Here is an 18,238-nt window from a genome sequence, read left to right as displayed (position 1 = left end):
GGGCGACGTGTGGGGCGCCCCGGGCGCGCCCGCGCCGAAGAAGCGCCGCAACGGCGGCCTGATCGCGGCCGTGCTCGTCGCCGCGCTGGTGGCCGGCGGGGTGGCGGTCCGGCCGCTCTCGCCGGTGCCCGACGGGGCGGACGCGTCCGGCGCACTCGGCGTGGCCTGCGCCCCCGCCATGCCCTCAGGCGCTGCCGCGGCAGGCGTGCCCGACGCCGGCGCGCCCTGCGGTTCCGCCGCGCTGCCCGTCGCCGGGGCGTCCTGCGTACCCGCCGTATCGCGCGCACCTGGGCCGTCCGAAGTACGCGCACCGGCCTCGGGTGCGCGGTCCGACGCCTGGGGCGCCGACGGCGGCTGGGCCTCCGGCGGGACGGCGGCGCCCTCGTTCTCGGTGCTCACGGCTCTCTCCTCAGCTTCGCGACGGTGCCGGGCCACGGCCCGGCCTCTCCTTCAGGATGCGGTTCGGTCTCCAGGATGCGGCGTGGGCCCCTGGCGTACGGACGGCCCCTGGCGTACGGGCGACGGGCAGGCGGTACCGGCGACTGTCCCGGGGGCAAGCCTTTCCCACCACGTGTCAGGCCGCCGTAAGCCGAGGCTGTGACTGTCTCCCCATCCTTTATCCCGGGCATACCGCGCGCATCCGGTGTTATGCGGATCAGGTAGTGCACAAGGCGTCCCTCCCGCGAGCGATGGCACGATAACCCGGTGACCACCGCGTACCCACTGCGGGACCGCACCCCGGGCCCCTCCCGCATTTCCGTCGTAGCCCATCGTGGCGCGTCCGAGGACGCGCCGGAACACACCCTGGCCGCCTATCGCCGGGCGATCGAGGACGGCGCCGACGCACTGGAGTGCGATGTGCGGCTCACCGCGGACGGCCACCTCGTCTGCGTGCACGACCGCCGGGTCAACCGCACCTCCAACGGGCGCGGCGCGGTCTCCGCGCTGGAGCTGGCCGATCTGGCGGCGCTGGACTTCGGCTCCTGGAAGGAGGACGAGGACACCGCCGGCGAGGCGCCGGACCGCCAGCACGAGGACCCGGAGCGCACCTCCGTCCTCACTTTGGAGCGACTTCTCGAACTCGTCGCCGACGCGGGCCGCCGGGTCGAGCTGGCCATCGAGACCAAGCACCCGACCCGCTGGGCCGGTCAGGTGGAGGAGCGGCTCGTCGCGCTACTGACGAGATTCGGCCACACCAAGGCGTCGGCCGACGCTCCGCCCGCGGTGCGCGTCATGAGTTTCTCGGCCCGGTCGCTGCACCGGGTACGGGCCGCGGCCCCCGACATCCCTGGTGTGTACCTGATGCAGTTCCTGACGCCGCGCCACCGCGACGGCCGGCTGCCGCCCGGCGTCGGCATCGCCGGGCCGGGTGTCCGCATCCTTCGTGCCCATCCCGAGTACGTCGCCAAGGCGCACCGCGCGGGCCATCAGGTGCACGTCTGGACCGTCAACGATGAGGCGGATGTCGAGCTGTGTGAACGCTTGGGAGTGGATGCAATCATCACCAACCGCCCCAAACAGGTACGAGCCCAACTGGGCCTGGACTAACGGCTGTCACAGGGAGTGCACCGGCGCATTCGACCTGTATCCGATCGTTACGAGTGCGTCACCGCACCGGGACTGGCCGGTTTCCGGTCCAGGCCATTGGGGCATCCATCCCGTGGCGTGGGGCGAAGGAGGTCTCGGGGGTGGCGTTGATGGTGGCACAAGAGGTGCCGACGGCGTCGATCATGGCCGTACCCCATGGTCCGTCGGGGGTCGGTTCGGCCAGGCGGCGCATGCGAGAGGAACTGCTGGCAAGCGGTGTCCAGGACACCGTGGTCGACGACGCGGTACTCATTCTTTCCGAACTGCTGAGCAATTCATGTCGGTATGCACGTCCGATATGCACGCAGGAGACGGCCGGTTCCGTACGGGGCGCCGCGGGTGACGCGGTGCCGGACGCGATACGGGCGGCCTGGCGCATCGACGCACACGGCCAGCTGACCATCTCCGTCACGGACGGCGGCGGTCCGACCCGGCCACAGCCGTCCACGCCCTCGGTCACCGCCAAGGGCGGCCGCGGGCTCGCCATCATCCGGTCCCTCGCCAAGGAATGGGGCGTTCAGGACACGGAGGGCGAGGTGACGGTCTGGGCCCTGCTCGCCCTGCACGGCCTGCGCGGCTCGTTCGCTACGCGCGTTGACCTCCCGGCCGAGCTCTCCGCCGACTTCACCGGCGGAGCACGCGGCGGGCGGCCCACCCCGGTCTCCCCGGGGTGCGCATCCGGTGTACCGCTCACCGACCGCATGCCGGAACCGGCCGGTGAGCAGGCCCTTCGTACCGGCGAGCCGGCTCCCGTACCGGAACCGGCATCGGCCGCAGGACGGGAAGCGGGCAGCGGGCGGCCGGAGCTGGCGCTGGTGGAGTTCGACCTGTCGGGCGGCTGAGGCCCGGGCCGGTGAGGCCAGCCGCCGAGGCCGGTGAGGCGGGGGCGCGGGACGGTCCGGATCACCAGGGCCGCCCGGGCCCCGTCCGGCGGCTCATGGCGCCCGTACGGAGCCCGGCCGGCGCCGTCCGTACCGCATACGCGCCCCGCGGTCGGCTCGTACGCCGCGGGACCGTACCGGCGCCGCGCGTGGCGGCGACACGGCCGTACGGCGACGAGCGGTCCCGTGGGACCAATTCCGGTGGCCCGTACGGTCCCGGGCCGTGAACGGGCCCCTCGACGGCCCGTGAGGCGGAAGCACGCCCGGGGCCCCTGGTGCGCGGCGCGGTGCGCGGCCCAGTCGTCTAGGCTCGCGCCGGAACGCGTCCGTACGCCCAGGATCGACCAGGAGAACGCCTCGCCATGGCCAAGAAGCGCCGCCCCCAGACCAAGGCCGCAGCACCGCAGATCAAGGACGGCGAGGTGCCCGTCGTCGGGGCACGCGAGCCCTGCCCCTGTGGCTCGGGCCGCCGCTACAAGGCGTGCCACGGCCGGACCGCGGCGCACGCCGCGACCGAGCTGGTGCAGCGCCCCTTCGAGGGCCTTCAGGGCGAGTGCGACTGGGTGGCGCTGCGCGAGCTGGTGCCCGCCGCCACCGTCGAGCTGACGCTCAAGGACGGGCTGCCGGAGGGTGTCCCGTCGGTGACGCTGGCGACCGTCCTGCCCATGGCCTGGCCCGCGCTGCGCCGCGACAACGGCGCCGTCCTGCTCGGCCTCCAGAACGACACCGCCTCGGGCGACCTCAGCCGCGACCTCGCCGACACGCTGCGGCGCGCGCTGGCCGCCGAGCCGGGCACCCCGGTCGCCGCCGAGCGCGCCGCGGCGGACGGCCCGCGTCTGCAGGACCTGCTGGACCCGGCCGCCCCGTTCGAGCCGCAGGTCCACAGCGGCTTCGAGTTCTGGGTGGAGGACGCCGAGAACGCGACGGGCGAGGTCGCCGCCTCCCTGGAGCGCGCGAACGCCGCGGCCATCCCGACCGAGCGCCTGGCCGGCCTGGAGGGCGCGTACTGGTGCGAGACGCCCGAGAAGAACCACCTGCGCTGGGTGATGGCCCACCCGGAGGAGAAGCTGCTGGACGCGCTGGCCCGGCTGCACGCCGCCGGCACCTCCTCGCTGGGCGAAGGCACCCGTCTGGTCGGGTCTTTCCGGGCGCACGGCCTGGTCGTACCGGTCTGGGACCTGCCGTCCGGGATGAGCGCCGACGACGTGGCCAAGCCCGCCGCCGCCTTCGCGGAGCGGCTCGCCGCGGCGCTCACCTCGGACGCGCCGCTGACGCCGGAGGAGCGTCGCGCCCGCGGCGGGCTCACCAACCGTCAGGTGACGCTGAGCTGACCGCGGTCGGCGGTCCGTGGCCGACGGGCGCGCCGCGGGCCGCCGGACTGTGACCGGGAACGTGACTCTGGTCACAACTCGCCGTACCGACCGGTAAATACGCGTCCGGAATTCCACGATCGAATTTGCGAACCGCGGATCTCTTGTTACCGTTCTAGGAGCCCGGTCGCTGGTGCATCCCCCGTCGCCAGCGACCGGGCGCTTCCATGTCCGCATCCGGATGACCAGCGGACCGCTACGGCCCGATCCCGGGAGGGCGCCCGGGCGGACCTGTGGCAGCCCCGCCCGGCCCGCTCCGGACCGCCCGGCTCCCGCAGCCCCCGCATGCCGCTCCCGCGCCGGCAGGCCCGCTCCCGGGCCACCAGGGACGTTCCCGGAGCACCAGGCCCGCCCTCGTACCGTCATTGGTCCGAACCACGCTCGTCCGTCGGCGCGTTGCTGCCGGCACGCAGCAGCTTGCGCTCGCCCCGCGCGTCGGCGACCTCAGCCACCGCGGTGTACGGCGCCACACCTCCGCCGACCGTCGGCTCGCGCGGGGTTTCGCAGGTCCCGGGCTCGTCACCGGCCGGAATCTCGCAGTACGCCTGTACGGTCCTGCCATCCGGCCGCATCAGGGTCAGTACGGCCCGCAGGGGCCCGCCGGACGTGTTGCGGTAGTACATACGCGCCCAGGACCGGCCGCCCTCGGCGAGAACACACGTCTGGGCTTCCACTCCTTCGGGTGAAGCCAGTTCCGGCCCGCAGCGGGCCTTCCGGTGGCCGGCGGCCATCTGCGCCGCACCCGTGCCCGCACCCGTACGCGCCCCCGCGCTCGGCGTGCCGGGCAGGCCGGTACGTACCGGAGATCGACCGTCCGATTGTGGAGCGGTTGCGAAGCCGTCCGGGGCCGACCGTTCAGATTCGGCCGGACCCGCGGTCGCCGCGGCCAGCGGCAGCGCGACGGCGAGCGCCACCGTGCTGGCCAGCGCGATCATGCGGAGGTTCGGCGCACGCTCCATAAGACCCACCTGCGGTTGTCAGGGCGAGGGATTGACCGCCGGATTGACGGTCCGCCGAACATATCGGGCCGGAACGGGCACATAACGGGCTCGCGCCCCCGAATCCCCGCCACCACCGGGCTGCTCACACTCATACGAGTGAACCGCCCGCGCGTTCTTGCGCCGCGGCGAGCGGTTCGGGGTGCCGGTGATCCGGACGGTCGGAGGAGATCCGGACGATCGGAGAGGGTTCCGGGAGGGGGTGGCGCCCTGAAGGGGCGTTTCAGGGGGAGGGGTTCCGGGGGCAGGGGGCCGACAGGCAGGGATTCCGAGGGGCAGAGAGCGAAAACCCCGCGCCTTCAGTACGCGAGCCGGCTTCCCCCGTCCGGGGCACTGGTGCTCGCGGTGACCAGGGCGTCCACAATGGTCTCCACCTGCGGCAGCCAGGGGGCGGCCGGTCCGGTGCCCGGCGAGCGCTCCCAGCGGACCTTGCCCGCGCCGATCTGCGAGGGCGGCAGGACGACGTAACCGCCCTCGCCGTGGAAGCGCAGCGAACTGGGCACCCAGTCCCGGGAGTGCAGCAACTCGCCCAGTTCCGCGAGGGAGTACGGGGCGACCAGCAGCGACCAGCGGGTGGGGGTGGCGACGACCGGGCCGACCCGGACGCCGAAGTGGTCGAGGGCGGCCAGGGCCCGCGCGCCGGCGACGGCCGGCAGGCTGAGCGCGCAGGGCGCACGGCCTCCGGTGGCCAGGAGGAGGGGCGCGGTCGGCCGGTTGGTCCACCACCAGCGCACCATGCGGGCATCGGTGGTGGCCGCGAACAGGCCGGGGTCGAAGGGGTGGGCGCCGGGCACCACGCAGTCCGGGTCCGGACAACTGCACGGGCGCGTCCCGCGCTCGGCGCGGCCGTGCCGCCCGCCGGACGGTTTGCCGCCCGTCTGTTTCCCGCCGGTCCGCAGTCCGACGCCTGGGAGTACGGGCCACTGCCACTCGGTGGCACAGTGGAGTGCCGCACCGAGCAGTGCCTGCCTTCCGCCGCGCCGGAGCTGGAGCTTGCGTCGCCTTCCGAGGATCTCGCGCATGAGCGCTCGTTCCTTTCCGTTAACGCCGAGGGCTATGTCCATCGCACTACATGCCGGTTCATGCCGCTGCGTGGTGTGTCACGGCTCCTGCGAACCCCTGAACGCCACGTGGATCTGTGGTCACTGCGTGTACGGAGCAGCGCATCACGCCATACGCCGAGCGTGGAACGTGGCGGAGGGTGGCGCGCGCATGGCGCTTGCTTGTCCCGTGGAGCAGATCCGCCACTTGGGGGTGCGGTGCGGCGCGGTCGTCGAGGTGTTAGACGCCCGTGCCCGTCGGAGAGTTCCGGCGCGGCTCCAACTGACCCCGCACCTTTCCGAGTACGTACCCGCCATGGTGGTGATGACGCACTGTCGAACGCCGCCAGTCGACCTCAAATTGACGTTCGGGGGGATATTTTCCGGCCAACTTCCCCGTCTCGTTGACACCACAAACCCCACGGGGACAATGCTGGACATCGTGTCACCGGGGCGTGTACATGTGGAGGCATTGATAGCGGAGCAACATGACATGGGGGTTTGCGATGCTATTGAGGAAATTGAGCAGTTCGAAACACTACTCAACACGACTCAACAAAGTGCCGCATCCCTCGCCACCAAGCGGCCTGACCTGGGGCTTTGAGCGGCACTACGTAAGCCGCCGGCCATGACCACCCCGCACGTTCCGAAAGTGGCTGGAATCGAACCAGCACTTCCCGCCCCCACGCACACTGCCGAGTCCGCAACCGCATCAGCCCCTGCGGACACCCCGCCCGAGGCCCGCTCCGCGGCCGTCCAGGACCGGCTCGCCGGCTGGATCTCCGACCTGACCACGCTGCACGACCTCACCGAGCGGCTGGCCCGTACACAGACCCTCGAAGCGGCCCTCCAGGAGCTGCTGCGCGCCGGTGCCTTCCTGGTGGGCGCCCGACGCGGGATGGTGGTCCTCGAACCGCGCGACGGCCGGGGTCCGGACACCACCATCGGCCTCGGACTGGGGCAGGCGGACATCGGCCACATCGAGACCGTGCCGCGCCGCGCGCTCTCCTTCGGCCGCATCCTCGACGGACTGCCCGAGCCGGACGGACGCGAGCGCGGTCCTCGTGACCACCCTCGTGACCGGCCCGATGCACACCCGGACGGAGCTCCGGCGGCCCCCGCGCCCCCGGACGGCACGCCCTCGGGCGGCTCCGGCTGTGTCGCCTGCGGGCGCGGCGACATCGCCCAGCCCGACATCCCCGGCGAACCCGGCCTCGACCCCCGCCTGCGCGAGGTCGCAGCGCGCCTCGGGTACGCGGCCAGTTACGCCGTGCCGCTGGACGCCGACCCGGTCGGCCGCTTCGGCGCCGCGGTCTGGCTCTACGACGAACCCGCCGAGCCCACCGATCGGCAGCGCCACCTCGTCGGCCTCTACCTCGGATACGCCACCGCCCACCTCGCCCGCCTCCTGGAACTGCACCGCCAGCGGCAGACCGTGACCACACTGCGCGAGGAGCTGCTGCCCAGCCGGCTGCCCCGTGTCCCCGGCGTACGGCTCGCGATACGGCACGGCACCGGACCGCTCGGCGGCGGCGACTGGTACGACGCGCTGCCGCTGCCGGACGGCGCGCTGGGCCTGGCGGTCGGCTCCGTCACCGGCTCGGGACCGGGCGCGGTGGCCGCCATGGGACGGCTGCGCGCCTCGCTGCGGGCGTACGCGGTGATGGAGGGCGAGGACCCGGTCGCGGTCCTCTCCGACCTCGAACTGCTGCTGCGGCTGACCGAGCCGGCCCGTAGCGCCACGGCGCTGTTCGCCTTCGCGGAGGCACCGCCGGGCGGGCCGCACGGACCGGGTACACCGGGGACCGTACCCGGTGCGTACGGGACGTACGGGCCGGGCAGTGCCACGGCCGCCCGCCGGATCGTGCTGGCCGGGGCTGGCCACTGCCCGCCACTGATCATCGGCGACCGGCGCACCGAGTACGTGGAGACCTCGCTGTCCGCGCCGCTGGGCATGCTGGCGTGCTGGGAAGCGCCGAGCGTGGAGCTGGCACCGGCGCCAGGAGAAACCCTTCTTCTCTACAGCGACGGGCTGTTGCGCCGCACCGGCGAACCGATGGACCGCGCCTTCGCCCGGCTCCACTCGGCCGCCGCCGGCATCCCCCGGGCCGTACGCCACGACCCCGACGCGCTCGTGGACCACCTGCTGCGGACGCTGCTGCCGGACGGGATCGACGACCCGGAGTCCCCGGAGGACGTGGTGCTGCTCGCGGCGTACTTCGAATGAGGGGCCGCGGCCGGTCCACTGATCGGCACGGCGCGCGGGGCTTCGTCCGGGCGGCTGCGTACGCGGTCCGGACGTCGCCACGGGCCCTCGTACCGCCCCGCCCGACCTGTCCGATATCTCACCGCTTCCGACCCCTGGACCCCGTTCCCTTCGCACTTACGATGGAACGCGGTGCAGTCTTACAAGGAGGCATAGTGACCGACGAGCTCACGCCGGAGACCCCGGACGAGGACGAGCAGCCGATCAAGCAGCGCAAGAACGGCCTTTACCCGGGCGTGTCGGACGAGCTCGCCGCGAGCATGAAGACGGGCTGGGCCGACACCGAGCTGCGCGACCTGGAGCCCATCGAGCAGGCGCCGAACGCGGCCCGGCGGCGCGAGGCACTGTCCCGCCGCTTCCCCGGCGAGCGCCTGGTGATCCCGGCGGGCAACCTGAAGACCCGCTCCAACGACACCGAGTACGACTTCCGCGCCGCGACCGAGTACGTCCACCTCACGGGTGACCAGACCGAGGACAGCGTGCTCGTCCTGGAGCCCCGCGAGAACGGCGAGGGCCACGACGCGACGCTCTACCGGCTGCCCCGCTCCAACCGCGAGAACGGCGAGTTCTGGCTGGACGGCATGGGCGAGCTGTGGGTCGGCCGCCGCAACAGCCTGGCCGAGGCCGCCGCGCTGCTCGGCGTGGACTGCGCGGACGTGCGCGAGCTGGCCGGCATGCTGCGCGAGGCCACCGGCCCGGTCCGCGTGGTGCGCGGCCACGACGCCGGCATCGAGGCGGCGCTGGCCGACAAGGTCACCGCCGAGCGCGACGAAGAGCTGCGGGTGTACCTCTCCGAGGCGCGCCTGATCAAGGACGAGTTCGAGATCGGCGAGCTGCAGAAGGCGGTCGACTCGACCGTGCGCGGCTTCGAGGATGTCGTGAAGGTCCTCGACAAGGCCGAGGCGACCAGCGAGCGCTACATCGAGGGAACGTTCTTCCTGCGCGCCCGCGTCGAGGGCAACGACGTCGGTTATGGCTCGATCTGCGCCGCCGGGCCGCACGCCACCACCCTGCACTGGGTACGCAACAACGGCCGGGTCCGCTCCGGCGACCTGCTCCTGCTGGACGCGGGCGTGGAGACCAACACCCTCTACACCGCGGACGTCACCCGTACGCTGCCGATCAACGGCACGTACACCGACCTCCAGCGCAAGATCTACGACGCGGTGTACGAGGCCCAGGAGGCCGGCATCGCGGCGGTCAAGCCGGGCGCCGCGTTCCGCGACTTCCACGACGCGGCGCAGCGCGTGCTCGCCGAGAAGCTGGTCGAGTGGGGCCTGGTCGAGGGCCCGGTCGACCGGGTGCTGGAGCTGGGGCTGCAGCGCCGCTGGACGCTGCACGGCACCGGCCACATGCTCGGCCTGGACGTGCACGACTGCGCCGTCGCCCGTACGGAGACGTATGTGAACGGGACGCTGGAGGCCGGCATGGTGCTGACCGTCGAGCCCGGTCTGTACTTCCAGGCGGACGACCTGACCGTCCCGGAGGAGTACCGCGGCATCGGCGTCCGGATCGAGGACGACATCCTCGTCACCGAGGACGGCAACCGGAACCTGTCCGCCGCGCTGCCGCGCCGCTCGGACGAGGTCGAGGCGTGGATGGCCCGGCTGACCGCTCAGCGGGCCTGATCACGGCCGTACACGGAATCGGCTGACCGGAGGCGGCCGGCGGCCCCGCGCGGGGTCACCGGCCGCCTTCGGCGTTCCCGGGTTCCGCGTTCCGGGGTTCGGCGTTCCGGGGTTCGGCGCTGCGGAGTTCCGCGATCCCGGGTTCCGCGTCCTGCGGCCCGCGGGTGAAGACCCCGGCCCGGGCGGCCGTCCAGGCGGCCTGGGCGGCGCGGTCGGCCAGCCGCAGGTCGATGGGGCGGCGGGCGATCAGCAGCCGGTAGTAGAAGGGCGCGCCCAGGGCGGCCATGATCTCGTCGGCGTCGGCGCCGCCGGCCAGTTCGCCGCGCTCCACGGCGCGGTGCACCATACGGCCGGCCAGCCGCAGCCGCTCGTCGAAGAACTCCCGCAGCACGTCGGCGGCGGCGGGCTCGCGCGCGGCGGCGGAGACCACCGCCTCCAGCAGCCCGCGGAAGCGCGGCTCCGCGTAGAAGGCGGCGATCGAGCGGGCCAGCGCGCGCAGGTCGTCCGCGAGCGCCCCGGTGTCCGGGAGCGGCACCTCGGCGCTGAGGTCGACCATCAGCTCGCAGACGATCCGCTCGGTGGTGCGCCAGCGGCGGTAGATCGTCGCGGCGTGCACGCCGGAGCGCTGGGCGATCCGCTCCACGGTGAGCGCCGCGTACCCGCCGTCCCCCAGCTCCTCGAAGGCCGCGTCCAGCACGGCTTGCCGTGTTCGCGCGGTACGTCCCCCCGGCCGGGACGCGCCGGGAGGTGGCTGCGCTGTGTTCAAGGCGGCTCCGTATTGCAGTGCGAGTTCCGGCCACGTATCGTCCAGAACGCTAACGCGAGTCACCTCGCGTTAGAGCTGGAGTGTGCGCGGGTCCCGCGGCAACCGGGGACGCGGCGGGGGACGTCCTCCCCTTGCGGGACCGCGCCGCTCGGCGGATTCCGATACGGAGCGCACGCGGTCCGGGAGCGCGTCGGGCGACGGTTCCCCGTACTTCTTCGGCATGTCGCGTCCGCGCGGGGCGGCGGCGCCGGCCCACGGGCGGAACTCCCCCTCACGACGCCATCAGCGGCACCTCCTCCTTCCACTTGAGGATCTTGTCGAAGCTGACCACTGCGCCGCACCGCCCGGAGCGGTTGCGGTAGCGGACGTGGTCGGTCAGGGCCTCGATCAGAAACAGCCCCCGTCCGTGTTCGGCCTGGGCCGGGGCGGGGGCTGCCATGGGTGGGGGCGGCGCGGCGGTATCGGGCGTTCCGCTCCGTCCGGGGCGCTTGGGCCTGCGGGCCCGCTCCCGGAAACCGGGACCGGAATCGGTGACTTCGATGTGACAGGTGTCGCCGTTGATGAAGGCGGTGACCCGGTAGTCCTCCGTGGCGGCGTCGCCACCGTGTTCGACGGCGTTCGCACACGCTTCGGAGAGGGCGACCGACAGGTCGTGGGAGATGTCCGGGTCCACCCCGGCCGTCTCCATCGTGCCCAGCAGGAGCCGCCGGGCGAGCGGGACGCTCGCGGCCTCGCGCCGCAGATGCAGGGACCACCAGATGCTCATCGCTGCAGCCTCCTGGTCGCGGCTCGACATATCGATACGTATTGCCGGGGCGCATGGTCCGTAAGCGTGCGCGGGACGTGACTCCGCCCATTCGGCGGATGTACCGACGACGCCCGCCGGTGTAACGGGCCGGGCATGCGCCCGCGTGCGCCCCGGCGCCCGTGGTGATCGCACCGGCGCCGCCCCCAGCGCGCGCCCCGGCCCTGACCTGCCCGTACCGGAATGGCGCGATCCGCCGGGTACGGGGCGGCGGACCTGCCGTACGGGAGCGGTGGGCGCAGTGGGATGATGGCGCGGCCATGACTGCCCCGTCCGACCCCGAAGAGCGCGCCGCCGCGGACCTGCGGCTGCTGAGGGCCGCGGTGTTCACCGCGGTCTGTGTCGCGCTGTCCGCGGCCGGGCACATGATCGGGTCGTGCGCCGCGGTTCCCGTGTGGACGCTGGGCGTGGGCTGCGCGGCGGTGTTCGCCGTCGCCGCTCCGCTGGCCGGCCGGGAGCGCTCCCTGCCGGGCATCGCCGTGGCCCTGGCCGTCGGGCAGCTCGCGCTGCACTCCGTCTTCGCGCTGGGCCAGCACCGGATGGCCGCGGCGCCGATGGCCGCCCCGGCGTCCGGCGGCCTCTCCGACCAGGCCGCCATCGCCATCGCACGGCATGTGACCTGCGGACTCGGGGCCGGACGGCTGGACGGCGCCGAGGCGCGCCGCATCCTGGACGTCTCCGCGATCGGCCCGGCGGGCCCCGGCACCGCCGGGCACGTCATGGACCAGGCCGTCACGTCGGCCCCGGCGGCGCACGGGCTGCTGCCCTCGCTGCCGATGCTGCTGGCGCACCTGCTCGCGGCGCTCGCCGCCGGCTGGCTGCTGCGCCGCGGCGAGGCCGCCCTGTGGCGTCTCGTACGGCTGTCCGCACCCGCGGCGCGGGAAGCGGCGGCCGTGGCGGAAGCGCTCGTCGGCGCGCTCCGCGGCACGCTGGCGCTCGTCCGCGTCCTGTGCGCCGGGCTCCTGGGCGCCGCGGACGCCCGTCCCGTGGCGCGTTTTTCGTACGGCGATGACCAAGCCCGCCCGAAGGAACTCGCCCTCCAGCACAGTGTCGTCAGGCGGGGCCCGCCCGCCCTGGCCCTCGCGGCCTGACGACACACCGCACATCCCACCGCACATCCCGCAGCAGGGCCGGGCACGCCCCGGCGCACGGGAGGAGCCGGTGTGCGCCGTCGTCGCCGCACGCGCGCCAGCCGTTTCCTTCCCTCTTTCCTCCTGCCTGTGGAGTGCTTTCCGCCATGTCCGAGTACACCGCCGTACCGTCACAGCCCACTGCCGCACCGTCACCGTCCGCCGCACGCACCGCGGACTCCGGCCGTCGCGGCCGGCTCGCCCGCCGCCTGCCCGTCGTCGGCGGCCTCGCCGCGGGCAGCGTGCTGCTGCTCGCCGTACCCGCCTTCGCGCACGTCAGCGTGCAGCCGGGCCAGGCCGAGCAGGGCGGCTACGCGACGATCAACTTCAAGGTCCCCAACGAGCGCGACAACGCCTCGACCGTGAAGCTCGAAGTGACCCTGCCGGCCGACCACCCGCTGGCGTCCGCGATGCCGCAGCCGGTGCCGGGCTGGAAGATCGACGTCACCAAGTCCAAGCTGGACAAGCCCCTGGAGACGCACGGCAAGAAGCTCACCGAGGCCGTCTCGAAGATCACCTGGACCGCGGACGGCGGCAAGATCGCGCCGGGCCAGTTCCAGCAGTTCCCGGTTTCGGTGGGCCAGCTTCCCAAGGCCGACCAGCTCGTCTTCAAGGCCCTCCAGACGTACGACAACGACGAGGTCGTACGTTGGATCGAGCCGGCCAAGGAAGGCGCGCCGGAGCCGGACAACCCGGCGCCGGTGCTCAAGCTGACCCCCGCGTCCGGTGACGGCCACGGCTCCGGCGGCGCCGACGCGAAGAACGCCGGCGGCGACGCGGGCGGCACCCGGCAGGCCGCCGCGGACGGCAGCGACACCACGGCGCGCGTCCTGGGCGGCGCCGGCATCGCCGTCGGCATCATCGGCATCGCGTTCGGCGTGCTCGCCGGCCGGCGCCGTGGCGCCTGACCCGACCCCGTGCCCGGAACGGCGCCCGCGCGGCGCCGGTCCGGCACCCCGCTCCTGACCAACGGGACACACAGCAATGCGTAGTAGGAATCTGATCGCCGCCACCGTCGCGCTGGCCTCGGCGCTGACCCTGGCCGCCTGCGACGGCGGCGGCGACAGCGACAAGCCCGCCGCCAGCGTCTCCGGGGGCACCCGCTCCCAGCCGATCGTCACGCTCGATCAGCCCATGGAGAAGCCGGACCTGGTGCTGACCGACACCGAGGGCGAGAAGTACGACCTGATCGAGAAGACCAAGGGCCACCCGACCCTGATCTACTTCGGTTACACCCACTGCCCGGACGTCTGCCCGCTGACGATGAACAACATCGACGTGGCGATGCGGCAGCTGCCCAAGGCCGAACAGGACGATCTGCGCGTCGTCTTCGTGACGTCGGACCCCGAGCGCGACACCCCGGCCGCCCTCAAGAAGTGGCTGGGCGGCATCAACAAGAAGTTCGTCGGCCTGACCGGCTCGTTCGACACCATCCAGGCCGGCGCGCGCAGCGTGAACATCGGCATCGAGAAGCCCGTCAAGAAGAAGAACGGCGACGTGGTCTCCACGCACGGCGCGCAGGTGCTGCTCAGCTCCCCCAAGGACGACAAGATCCACTGGATGGGGATGCAGGACGCCGGCGTCGACCACTACTCCAAGGCACTTCCGAAGATCATCAAGGGACAGAACCCGTGAACCGCCGCACCACCCTCGCCGCCGCCCTCGCCCTGACCGCCGGATTCGCCCTCGCGGGCTGCGGCGGGGACAGCGCGCCGAAGCTCTCCGTCTCCGGCGCCTACATGCCGCAGCCGGTCGACCAGAACATGGCCGGCGGCTTCCTCGTCATCAAGAACTCCGGCGATACGGCCGACAGGCTCACCTCCGTCACCAGCGACGTGGCCAAGAGCGTCACCATCCACACGACCAAGGACAACAAGATGGAGGAGGTCAAGTCGCTGGACATACCCGCGGGCGGCGAGCTGGAACTCGCCCGCGGCGGCAACCACCTGATGTTCATGGGCCTGAAGAAGAAGCCGGCCGAGGGCCAGCGGGTCACCGTCGAGCTGCACTTCGACAAGTCGAAGCCGCTCAAGGTCGAGGTCCCGGTCAAGTCCGGCACCTACACCCCGAAGAACGACGGGGCGAAGACGGGCTCCGGCGGCGGGGGCTCGATGGATCACGGTTCCATGGACCACGGTTCGACGCAGCACGACGGCTCGCAGCACGAGGGATCCACCGAAGGCCACTCGCAGCACGACGCCAAGAAGTAGGGGGCGCCCGTCATGACCACCACCGTCCTCTGCGCACCGGGCTCCGGCGCCCGCGCTCCGGGCGCACGCCGCAAAGGCGCCCCGCGCACCCGCCGGTCCGCGCTGCGCCTCCTGGTGCTCGCGGCGGCGCTGCTCGGTGTGCTCCTCGGAGGTGCCGCACCGGCCAGTGCGCACGCCGCGCTGACCGGCAGCACCCCCGCGCAGGGGTCGGTGGTGCAGAGCGCACCCGAGCAGGTCACGCTGACCTTCTCCGAGGGCGTCGCGATGGACGACGACTCGGTACGGGTCCTGGACCCGCAGGGCAAGCGGGTCGACCGCGGCAAGCTGCGCGACCTGTGCAGCGGCGAGACGGTCAAGTACGGCGCGGGGCTGCCGCCGGGCCTGCCGGACGGCACGTACACCGTCGCCTGGCAGGCGGTCTCCGCCGACAGCCACCCGGTCTCCGGCGCCTTCACCTTCTCGGTGGGCGCGCCGTCCGAGACCAGCGCCCCGCTGCCGCAGCAGGAGGCCGGCGGCGGTGTGGTCGGCGCGCTGTACGGCATCGCGCGCTACATCGCGTACGCGGGTTTCGTCGTCCTGGTGGGCGGCGCGGCCTTCGTCCTCGTCTGCCGCCCGGCCGCCGCGCGCGTACGGTCCGTACAGCGCCTGGTCTCCCGGGGCTGGGCCGCGCTGACCGCCGCGACGATCGCGATGCTGCTGCTGCGTACCCCATACACCACGTCCGGGGACCTCGCCGACGTCTTCGACCTCGGCGGACTCCGGCAGGTCCTGGAGACCAAGCCGGGAGCCGCGCTGGTGGCCAGGCTGCTGCTGCTCGCTGCCGCGGCCCTGTTCGTGGCCGTCCTCTTCGGCGCGTACGCCCGCGCGCAGGGGAATGAGGGGCGTACGGGGGAGATCGAGCGCGCCGGGGAGGCCGAAGAAGCCAAGGCGGCCGAGGAAGCTACTGGACAGGTCGAGAAAAGTCGGCGGACCGAGGACGCGAACGCTTCGGCCGATGCCGGCCCGGACCACGCCACCCCCTCCACCCCTGACCACGGCAACTCCTCCACCCCCAAGCACCGCAAGGACCTCACCTTCGGCCTGGCCGTCGGCGGCACCATCGTGGCCGTGGGCCTCGCCGCGACCTGGGCGATGGCCGAGCACGCTTCGACCGGCCTGCAGACGGCGGTCGCCATGCCCGTGGACGCCCTGCACCTGCTGGCCGTCGCCGCCTGGCTCGGCGGGCTGGCCGCGCTGCTGGTCTCCCTCTACAAGGGCCCGTCCGTGGCCCGCTCCGGTGTCCGGCGGTTCTCGCGGCTCGCTTTCGGGTCCGTCCTGGTGGTGGTGGCGACCGGCGTCTACCAGTCGTGGCGGCAGGTCGGTACGTGGCGGGCGCTGACCGACACCTCGTACGGGCGGCTGCTGCTGATCAAGGTCGCGCTGGTCGTCGTCCTCGTGGGCGTGGCCTGGTTCTCGCGGCGCTGGACGGCGCGGCTGGGCGAGGGTCCGGCGCCCGAGGCGGAGGCCGCCGCCGTACTGGAAAGCGTGTCGGCGCGCGCGGAAGCGAACGCGGAGTCCACTGCCGCCGCCGGGGGCACCGGTGAATCCGCCCGCGATGTCGACCCTGTACGAGCAGCCCAACTGGCCCGCCAGCGCTCGGCGCTGGCCACCGCCCGTACCAAGCGCATCCGTGACGCCGACCCGGAGCGCTCCGGGCTGCGCCGCTCCGTACTCGCCGAGGCGTCGGTCGCCGTGGTGCTGCTGGCCGTCACCACCGTGCTCACTTCGACCGAACCGGCCCGTACGGAGGAGGCCGTGAAGGCGGTCGGCGCGGCCGGGCAGTCGGCCGACGCCAACCAGCCGCAGGTGCTGAACATCCCGTTCGACACCGGCGGCGCGCGCGGCAAGGGCACCGCGCGCGTCGACCTGGACCCCGGCCGCAGCGGCAGCGCCAACGCCCTGCACCTGCGGATCGCCGACCCGGACGGCCGGACCCAGGACATCCCCGAGGTGAAGATCTCCTTCACCCTCAAGGACAAGAAGCTCGGGCCGCTGCCGGTCACCCTCGACCACGTCAGCGAAGGACACTGGAGCGCGAGCGGCGTCCAGTTGCCGGTGCCCGGACAGTGGCAGCTCTCCCTGGTCGTGCGGACCTCCGACATCGACCAGGTCACCGAGACCAGGAACGTGAAGATCAACTGATGACGACCACCGCTTCCCCCTCCGGCGACCGCACCGGGACCGGTGCCGGTCCTGAACGCCCCGAAACCCTCGAACTGTCCCGGCGCCGCCTGCTGGGCACCGTCGGCGCCGCCGGCGCGGCGGGCCTGGTCGCCGGTGCCGCGGGCGGCGCGATCGGCGTCGCCGCCGCGCAGGACGACCCGCCCGCCGCGCTCAGCAGCATCGGCTCGACCACCGTCGCCTTCCGCGACGAACACGCCAAGCACCAGGCGGGCATCACCACGCCCCTCCAGGCGCGCGGCCACCTCGTCGCCTTCGACCTGGCGCCGGGCGCCGACCGCAAAGCCGCGGCGGCACTCCTGCGCCGCTGGTCCCGTACGGCCGAGGAGCTGATGGCCGGGCGCGCGCCGGCCGCGGACACCGGTGTCGCGCTGGACGCGGGCCCGTCCTCGCTCACCGTCACCTTCGGGTTCGGCCGCACCTTCTTCGACCGTACGGGGCTGACCGCGCGCCGCCCGGTCCAGCTCGAACCGCTGCCGGACTTCTCCTCGGACGCGCTCGACGCCGGGCGCAGCAACGGCGACCTGTGGGTGCAGATCGGCTCCGACGACGCGCTGGTCGCCTTCCACGCGCTGCGCGCCCTCCAGAAGGAGGCCGGGGACACCGCGCGGCTGCGCTGGCAGATGAACGGCTTCAACCGCACACCCGGCGCCACCGCGAGCCCGATGACCGCCCGCAACCTGATGGGCCAGGTGGACGGCACCAACAACCCCAAACCCACGGACTCGGATTTCGACGAGCGGATCTTCGTCGGCCGGGACGCCGGCAGCGGCCCGTACGCCTGGATGCGCGGCGGCTCGTACGCGGTCGTCCGCCGCATCCGGATGCTGCTGGACGACTGGGAGAAGCAGCCGCTCGCCAAGCAGGAGAAGGTCATAGGCCGCCGCAAGGCCGACGGCGCGCCGCTGACCGGCGGCGATGAGCACACCAAGATGGACCTGGACAAGAACGGCCCCGACGGGCTGCCGGTCATCCCGGCCGACGCGCACGCGCGGATCGCGGCGCCGGAGTCCAACCAGGGCGCGGCCATGCTGCGGCGGCCGTACTCCTTCCACGACGGGTTCCGCGACGACGGCGCTCCGGACGCCGGGCTGCTGTTCGTCTGCTGGCAGGCCGATCCGCTGCGCTCCTTCGTCACCATCCAGCGCAAGCTGGACCGCGGCGACGCGCTCTCGCCGTTCCTGCGGCACGAGGCCAGCGGACTGTTCGCGGTGCCGCCGGCCGCGGTGGCGGGCGGGTATGTGGGGCAGCCGCTGCTGGAGGGGTGAGGGGGCCCGATGGGTCTCTGGTCCCCGGTGGGTCCTCTGAGGTCCGTGGGTCTCCGGCTTCCGGCCGGG

15 protein-coding genes and 2 pseudogenes are annotated in these 18,238 nt (G+C 73.1%); 12 read left to right on the top strand and 5 right to left on the bottom strand.

The annotated features are described in order from the left end of the window. Positions 1–399 (bottom strand): annotated as a pseudogene (locus tag ADK86_RS43355) (hypothetical protein); the annotation flags it as partial. Between the two features lie 306 nt (positions 400–705). Here ADK86_RS43355 and ADK86_RS27005 point away from each other — a divergent pair. The 3 genes from ADK86_RS27005 to ADK86_RS26995 all read left to right on the top strand — a co-directional run bounded on the left by ADK86_RS27005 (position 706) and on the right by ADK86_RS26995 (position 3,799). Continuing rightward, complete coding sequence (locus ADK86_RS27005; protein ID WP_030374342.1) at positions 706–1,548, top strand: glycerophosphodiester phosphodiesterase; 843 nt, start codon at positions 706–708, stop codon at positions 1,546–1,548. A gap of 149 nt (positions 1,549–1,697) precedes the next feature. Continuing rightward, a complete protein-coding gene (locus ADK86_RS27000) occupies positions 1,698–2,429 on the top strand; it encodes an ATP-binding protein (RefSeq protein ID WP_420718888.1) in 732 nt (243 codons plus the stop codon). Between the two features lie 401 nt (positions 2,430–2,830). Beyond that, positions 2,831–3,799, top strand: coding sequence for a DUF5926 family protein (locus ADK86_RS26995; protein WP_053698946.1), 969 nt, complete (start codon positions 2,831–2,833; stop codon positions 3,797–3,799). Between the two features lie 401 nt (positions 3,800–4,200). Here the strand turns inward: ADK86_RS26995 and ADK86_RS26990 are convergent, their stop codons facing one another. Together ADK86_RS26990 and ADK86_RS26985 are read right to left on the bottom strand one after the other, a co-directional pair. Beyond that, the gene (locus tag ADK86_RS26990) at positions 4,201–4,797 is read right to left on the bottom strand and encodes a hypothetical protein (RefSeq protein WP_053698945.1); all 597 of its coding nucleotides are present in this window, start codon (positions 4,795–4,797) and stop codon (positions 4,201–4,203) included. A gap of 338 nt (positions 4,798–5,135) precedes the next feature. Beyond that, positions 5,136–5,858, bottom strand: a complete 723-nt coding sequence (locus ADK86_RS26985) for a bifunctional DNA primase/polymerase (protein WP_053698944.1) — start codon at positions 5,856–5,858, stop codon at positions 5,136–5,138. Positions 5,859–6,192: 334 nt separating this feature from the next. Between ADK86_RS26985 and ADK86_RS43345 the strand changes: the two genes are divergently transcribed. The 3 genes from ADK86_RS43345 to ADK86_RS26975 all read left to right on the top strand — a co-directional run bounded on the left by ADK86_RS43345 (position 6,193) and on the right by ADK86_RS26975 (position 9,770). Beyond that, positions 6,193–6,480: a hypothetical protein gene (locus ADK86_RS43345; RefSeq protein WP_125519975.1), complete on the top strand. Its 288-nt coding sequence runs from the start codon at positions 6,193–6,195 to the stop codon at positions 6,478–6,480. A 48-nt stretch (positions 6,481–6,528) separates the two neighbouring features. Next, positions 6,529–8,103, top strand: coding sequence for a PP2C family protein-serine/threonine phosphatase (locus ADK86_RS26980; protein ID WP_053698943.1), 1,575 nt, complete (start codon positions 6,529–6,531; stop codon positions 8,101–8,103). A 194-nt stretch (positions 8,104–8,297) separates the two neighbouring features. After that, positions 8,298–9,770 carry an aminopeptidase P family protein gene (locus tag ADK86_RS26975; protein WP_053698942.1) on the top strand — a complete coding sequence of 491 codons (1,473 nt, stop codon included), beginning with the start codon at positions 8,298–8,300 and terminating at the stop codon, positions 9,768–9,770. Between the two features lie 55 nt (positions 9,771–9,825). On the opposite strand, the gene ADK86_RS26970 is transcribed toward ADK86_RS26975, so the two are convergent. Then, complete coding sequence (locus ADK86_RS26970) at positions 9,826–10,467, bottom strand: TetR/AcrR family transcriptional regulator (protein WP_053698941.1); 642 nt, start codon at positions 10,465–10,467, stop codon at positions 9,826–9,828. Positions 10,468–10,807: 340 nt separating this feature from the next. After that, positions 10,808–11,302 carry an ATP-binding protein gene (locus tag ADK86_RS26965; protein WP_053698940.1) on the bottom strand — a complete coding sequence of 165 codons (495 nt, stop codon included), beginning with the start codon at positions 11,300–11,302 and terminating at the stop codon, positions 10,808–10,810. Between the two features lie 299 nt (positions 11,303–11,601). Between ADK86_RS26965 and ADK86_RS26960 the strand changes: the two genes are divergently transcribed. From ADK86_RS26960 to efeB, 6 genes and pseudogenes are all read left to right on the top strand, one after another. Further along, the gene (locus tag ADK86_RS26960; RefSeq protein WP_053698939.1) at positions 11,602–12,432 is read left to right on the top strand and encodes a hypothetical protein; all 831 of its coding nucleotides are present in this window, start codon (positions 11,602–11,604) and stop codon (positions 12,430–12,432) included. A gap of 146 nt (positions 12,433–12,578) precedes the next feature. Then, positions 12,579–13,379 carry a YcnI family protein gene (locus tag ADK86_RS26955; protein ID WP_078952294.1) on the top strand — a complete coding sequence of 267 codons (801 nt, stop codon included), beginning with the start codon at positions 12,579–12,581 and terminating at the stop codon, positions 13,377–13,379. Between the two features lie 76 nt (positions 13,380–13,455). Continuing rightward, entirely contained in the window at positions 13,456–14,106 is a 651-nt protein-coding gene (locus tag ADK86_RS26950) for an SCO family protein (protein WP_053698938.1), read from the top strand. Next, positions 14,103–14,543: pseudogene (locus tag ADK86_RS26945) on the top strand (copper chaperone PCu(A)C); the annotation flags it as partial. The gene ADK86_RS26950 and the pseudogene ADK86_RS26945, both read left to right, overlap by 4 nt. 150 nt (positions 14,544–14,693) lie before the next feature. Then, the gene (locus ADK86_RS26940; protein WP_078952293.1) at positions 14,694–16,862 is read left to right on the top strand and encodes a copper resistance CopC/CopD family protein; all 2,169 of its coding nucleotides are present in this window, start codon (positions 14,694–14,696) and stop codon (positions 16,860–16,862) included. Beyond that, on the top strand, positions 16,862–18,169 hold the full coding sequence (efeB, locus tag ADK86_RS26935; RefSeq protein ID WP_053698936.1) for an iron uptake transporter deferrochelatase/peroxidase subunit: 1,308 nt from the start codon (positions 16,862–16,864) through the stop codon (positions 18,167–18,169). The genes ADK86_RS26940 and efeB overlap by 1 nt, the downstream gene beginning before the upstream one ends. Positions 18,170–18,238 lie beyond the last annotated feature (69 nt).

The sequence above is a fragment of the Streptomyces sp. NRRL F-5755 genome (assembly GCF_001279365.1).
Taxonomy (GTDB): domain Bacteria; phylum Actinomycetota; class Actinomycetes; order Streptomycetales; family Streptomycetaceae; genus Streptomyces; species Streptomyces rimosus.
This window is presented reverse-complemented; position numbering and strand designations above follow the sequence as displayed.

Bases quoted from the DNA above. Each gene is read 5' to 3' on its own strand.
- ADK86_RS26995 (WP_053698946.1), top strand. From the start codon at position 2,831: ATGGCCAAGAAGCGCCGCCCCCAGACCAAGGCCGCAGCACCGCAGATC.
- ADK86_RS26950 (WP_053698938.1), top strand. From the start codon at position 13,456: ATGCGTAGTAGGAATCTGATCGCCGCCACCGTCGCGCTGGCCTCGGCG.
- ADK86_RS26965 (WP_053698940.1), bottom strand. From the start codon at position 11,302: ATGAGCATCTGGTGGTCCCTGCATCTGCGGCGCGAGGCCGCGAGCGTC.
- ADK86_RS26955 (WP_078952294.1), top strand. From the start codon at position 12,579: ATGTCCGAGTACACCGCCGTACCGTCACAGCCCACTGCCGCACCGTCA.
- ADK86_RS26940 (WP_078952293.1), top strand. From the start codon at position 14,694: ATGACCACCACCGTCCTCTGCGCACCGGGCTCCGGCGCCCGCGCTCCG.
- ADK86_RS26985 (WP_053698944.1), bottom strand. From the start codon at position 5,858: ATGCGCGAGATCCTCGGAAGGCGACGCAAGCTCCAGCTCCGGCGCGGC.
- ADK86_RS26960 (WP_053698939.1), top strand. From the start codon at position 11,602: ATGACTGCCCCGTCCGACCCCGAAGAGCGCGCCGCCGCGGACCTGCGG.
- ADK86_RS43345 (WP_125519975.1), top strand. From the start codon at position 6,193: ATGGTGGTGATGACGCACTGTCGAACGCCGCCAGTCGACCTCAAATTG.
- ADK86_RS26990 (WP_053698945.1), bottom strand. From the start codon at position 4,797: ATGGAGCGTGCGCCGAACCTCCGCATGATCGCGCTGGCCAGCACGGTG.
- efeB (WP_053698936.1), top strand. From the start codon at position 16,862: ATGACGACCACCGCTTCCCCCTCCGGCGACCGCACCGGGACCGGTGCC.
- ADK86_RS27000 (WP_420718888.1), top strand. From the start codon at position 1,698: ATGGTGGCACAAGAGGTGCCGACGGCGTCGATCATGGCCGTACCCCAT.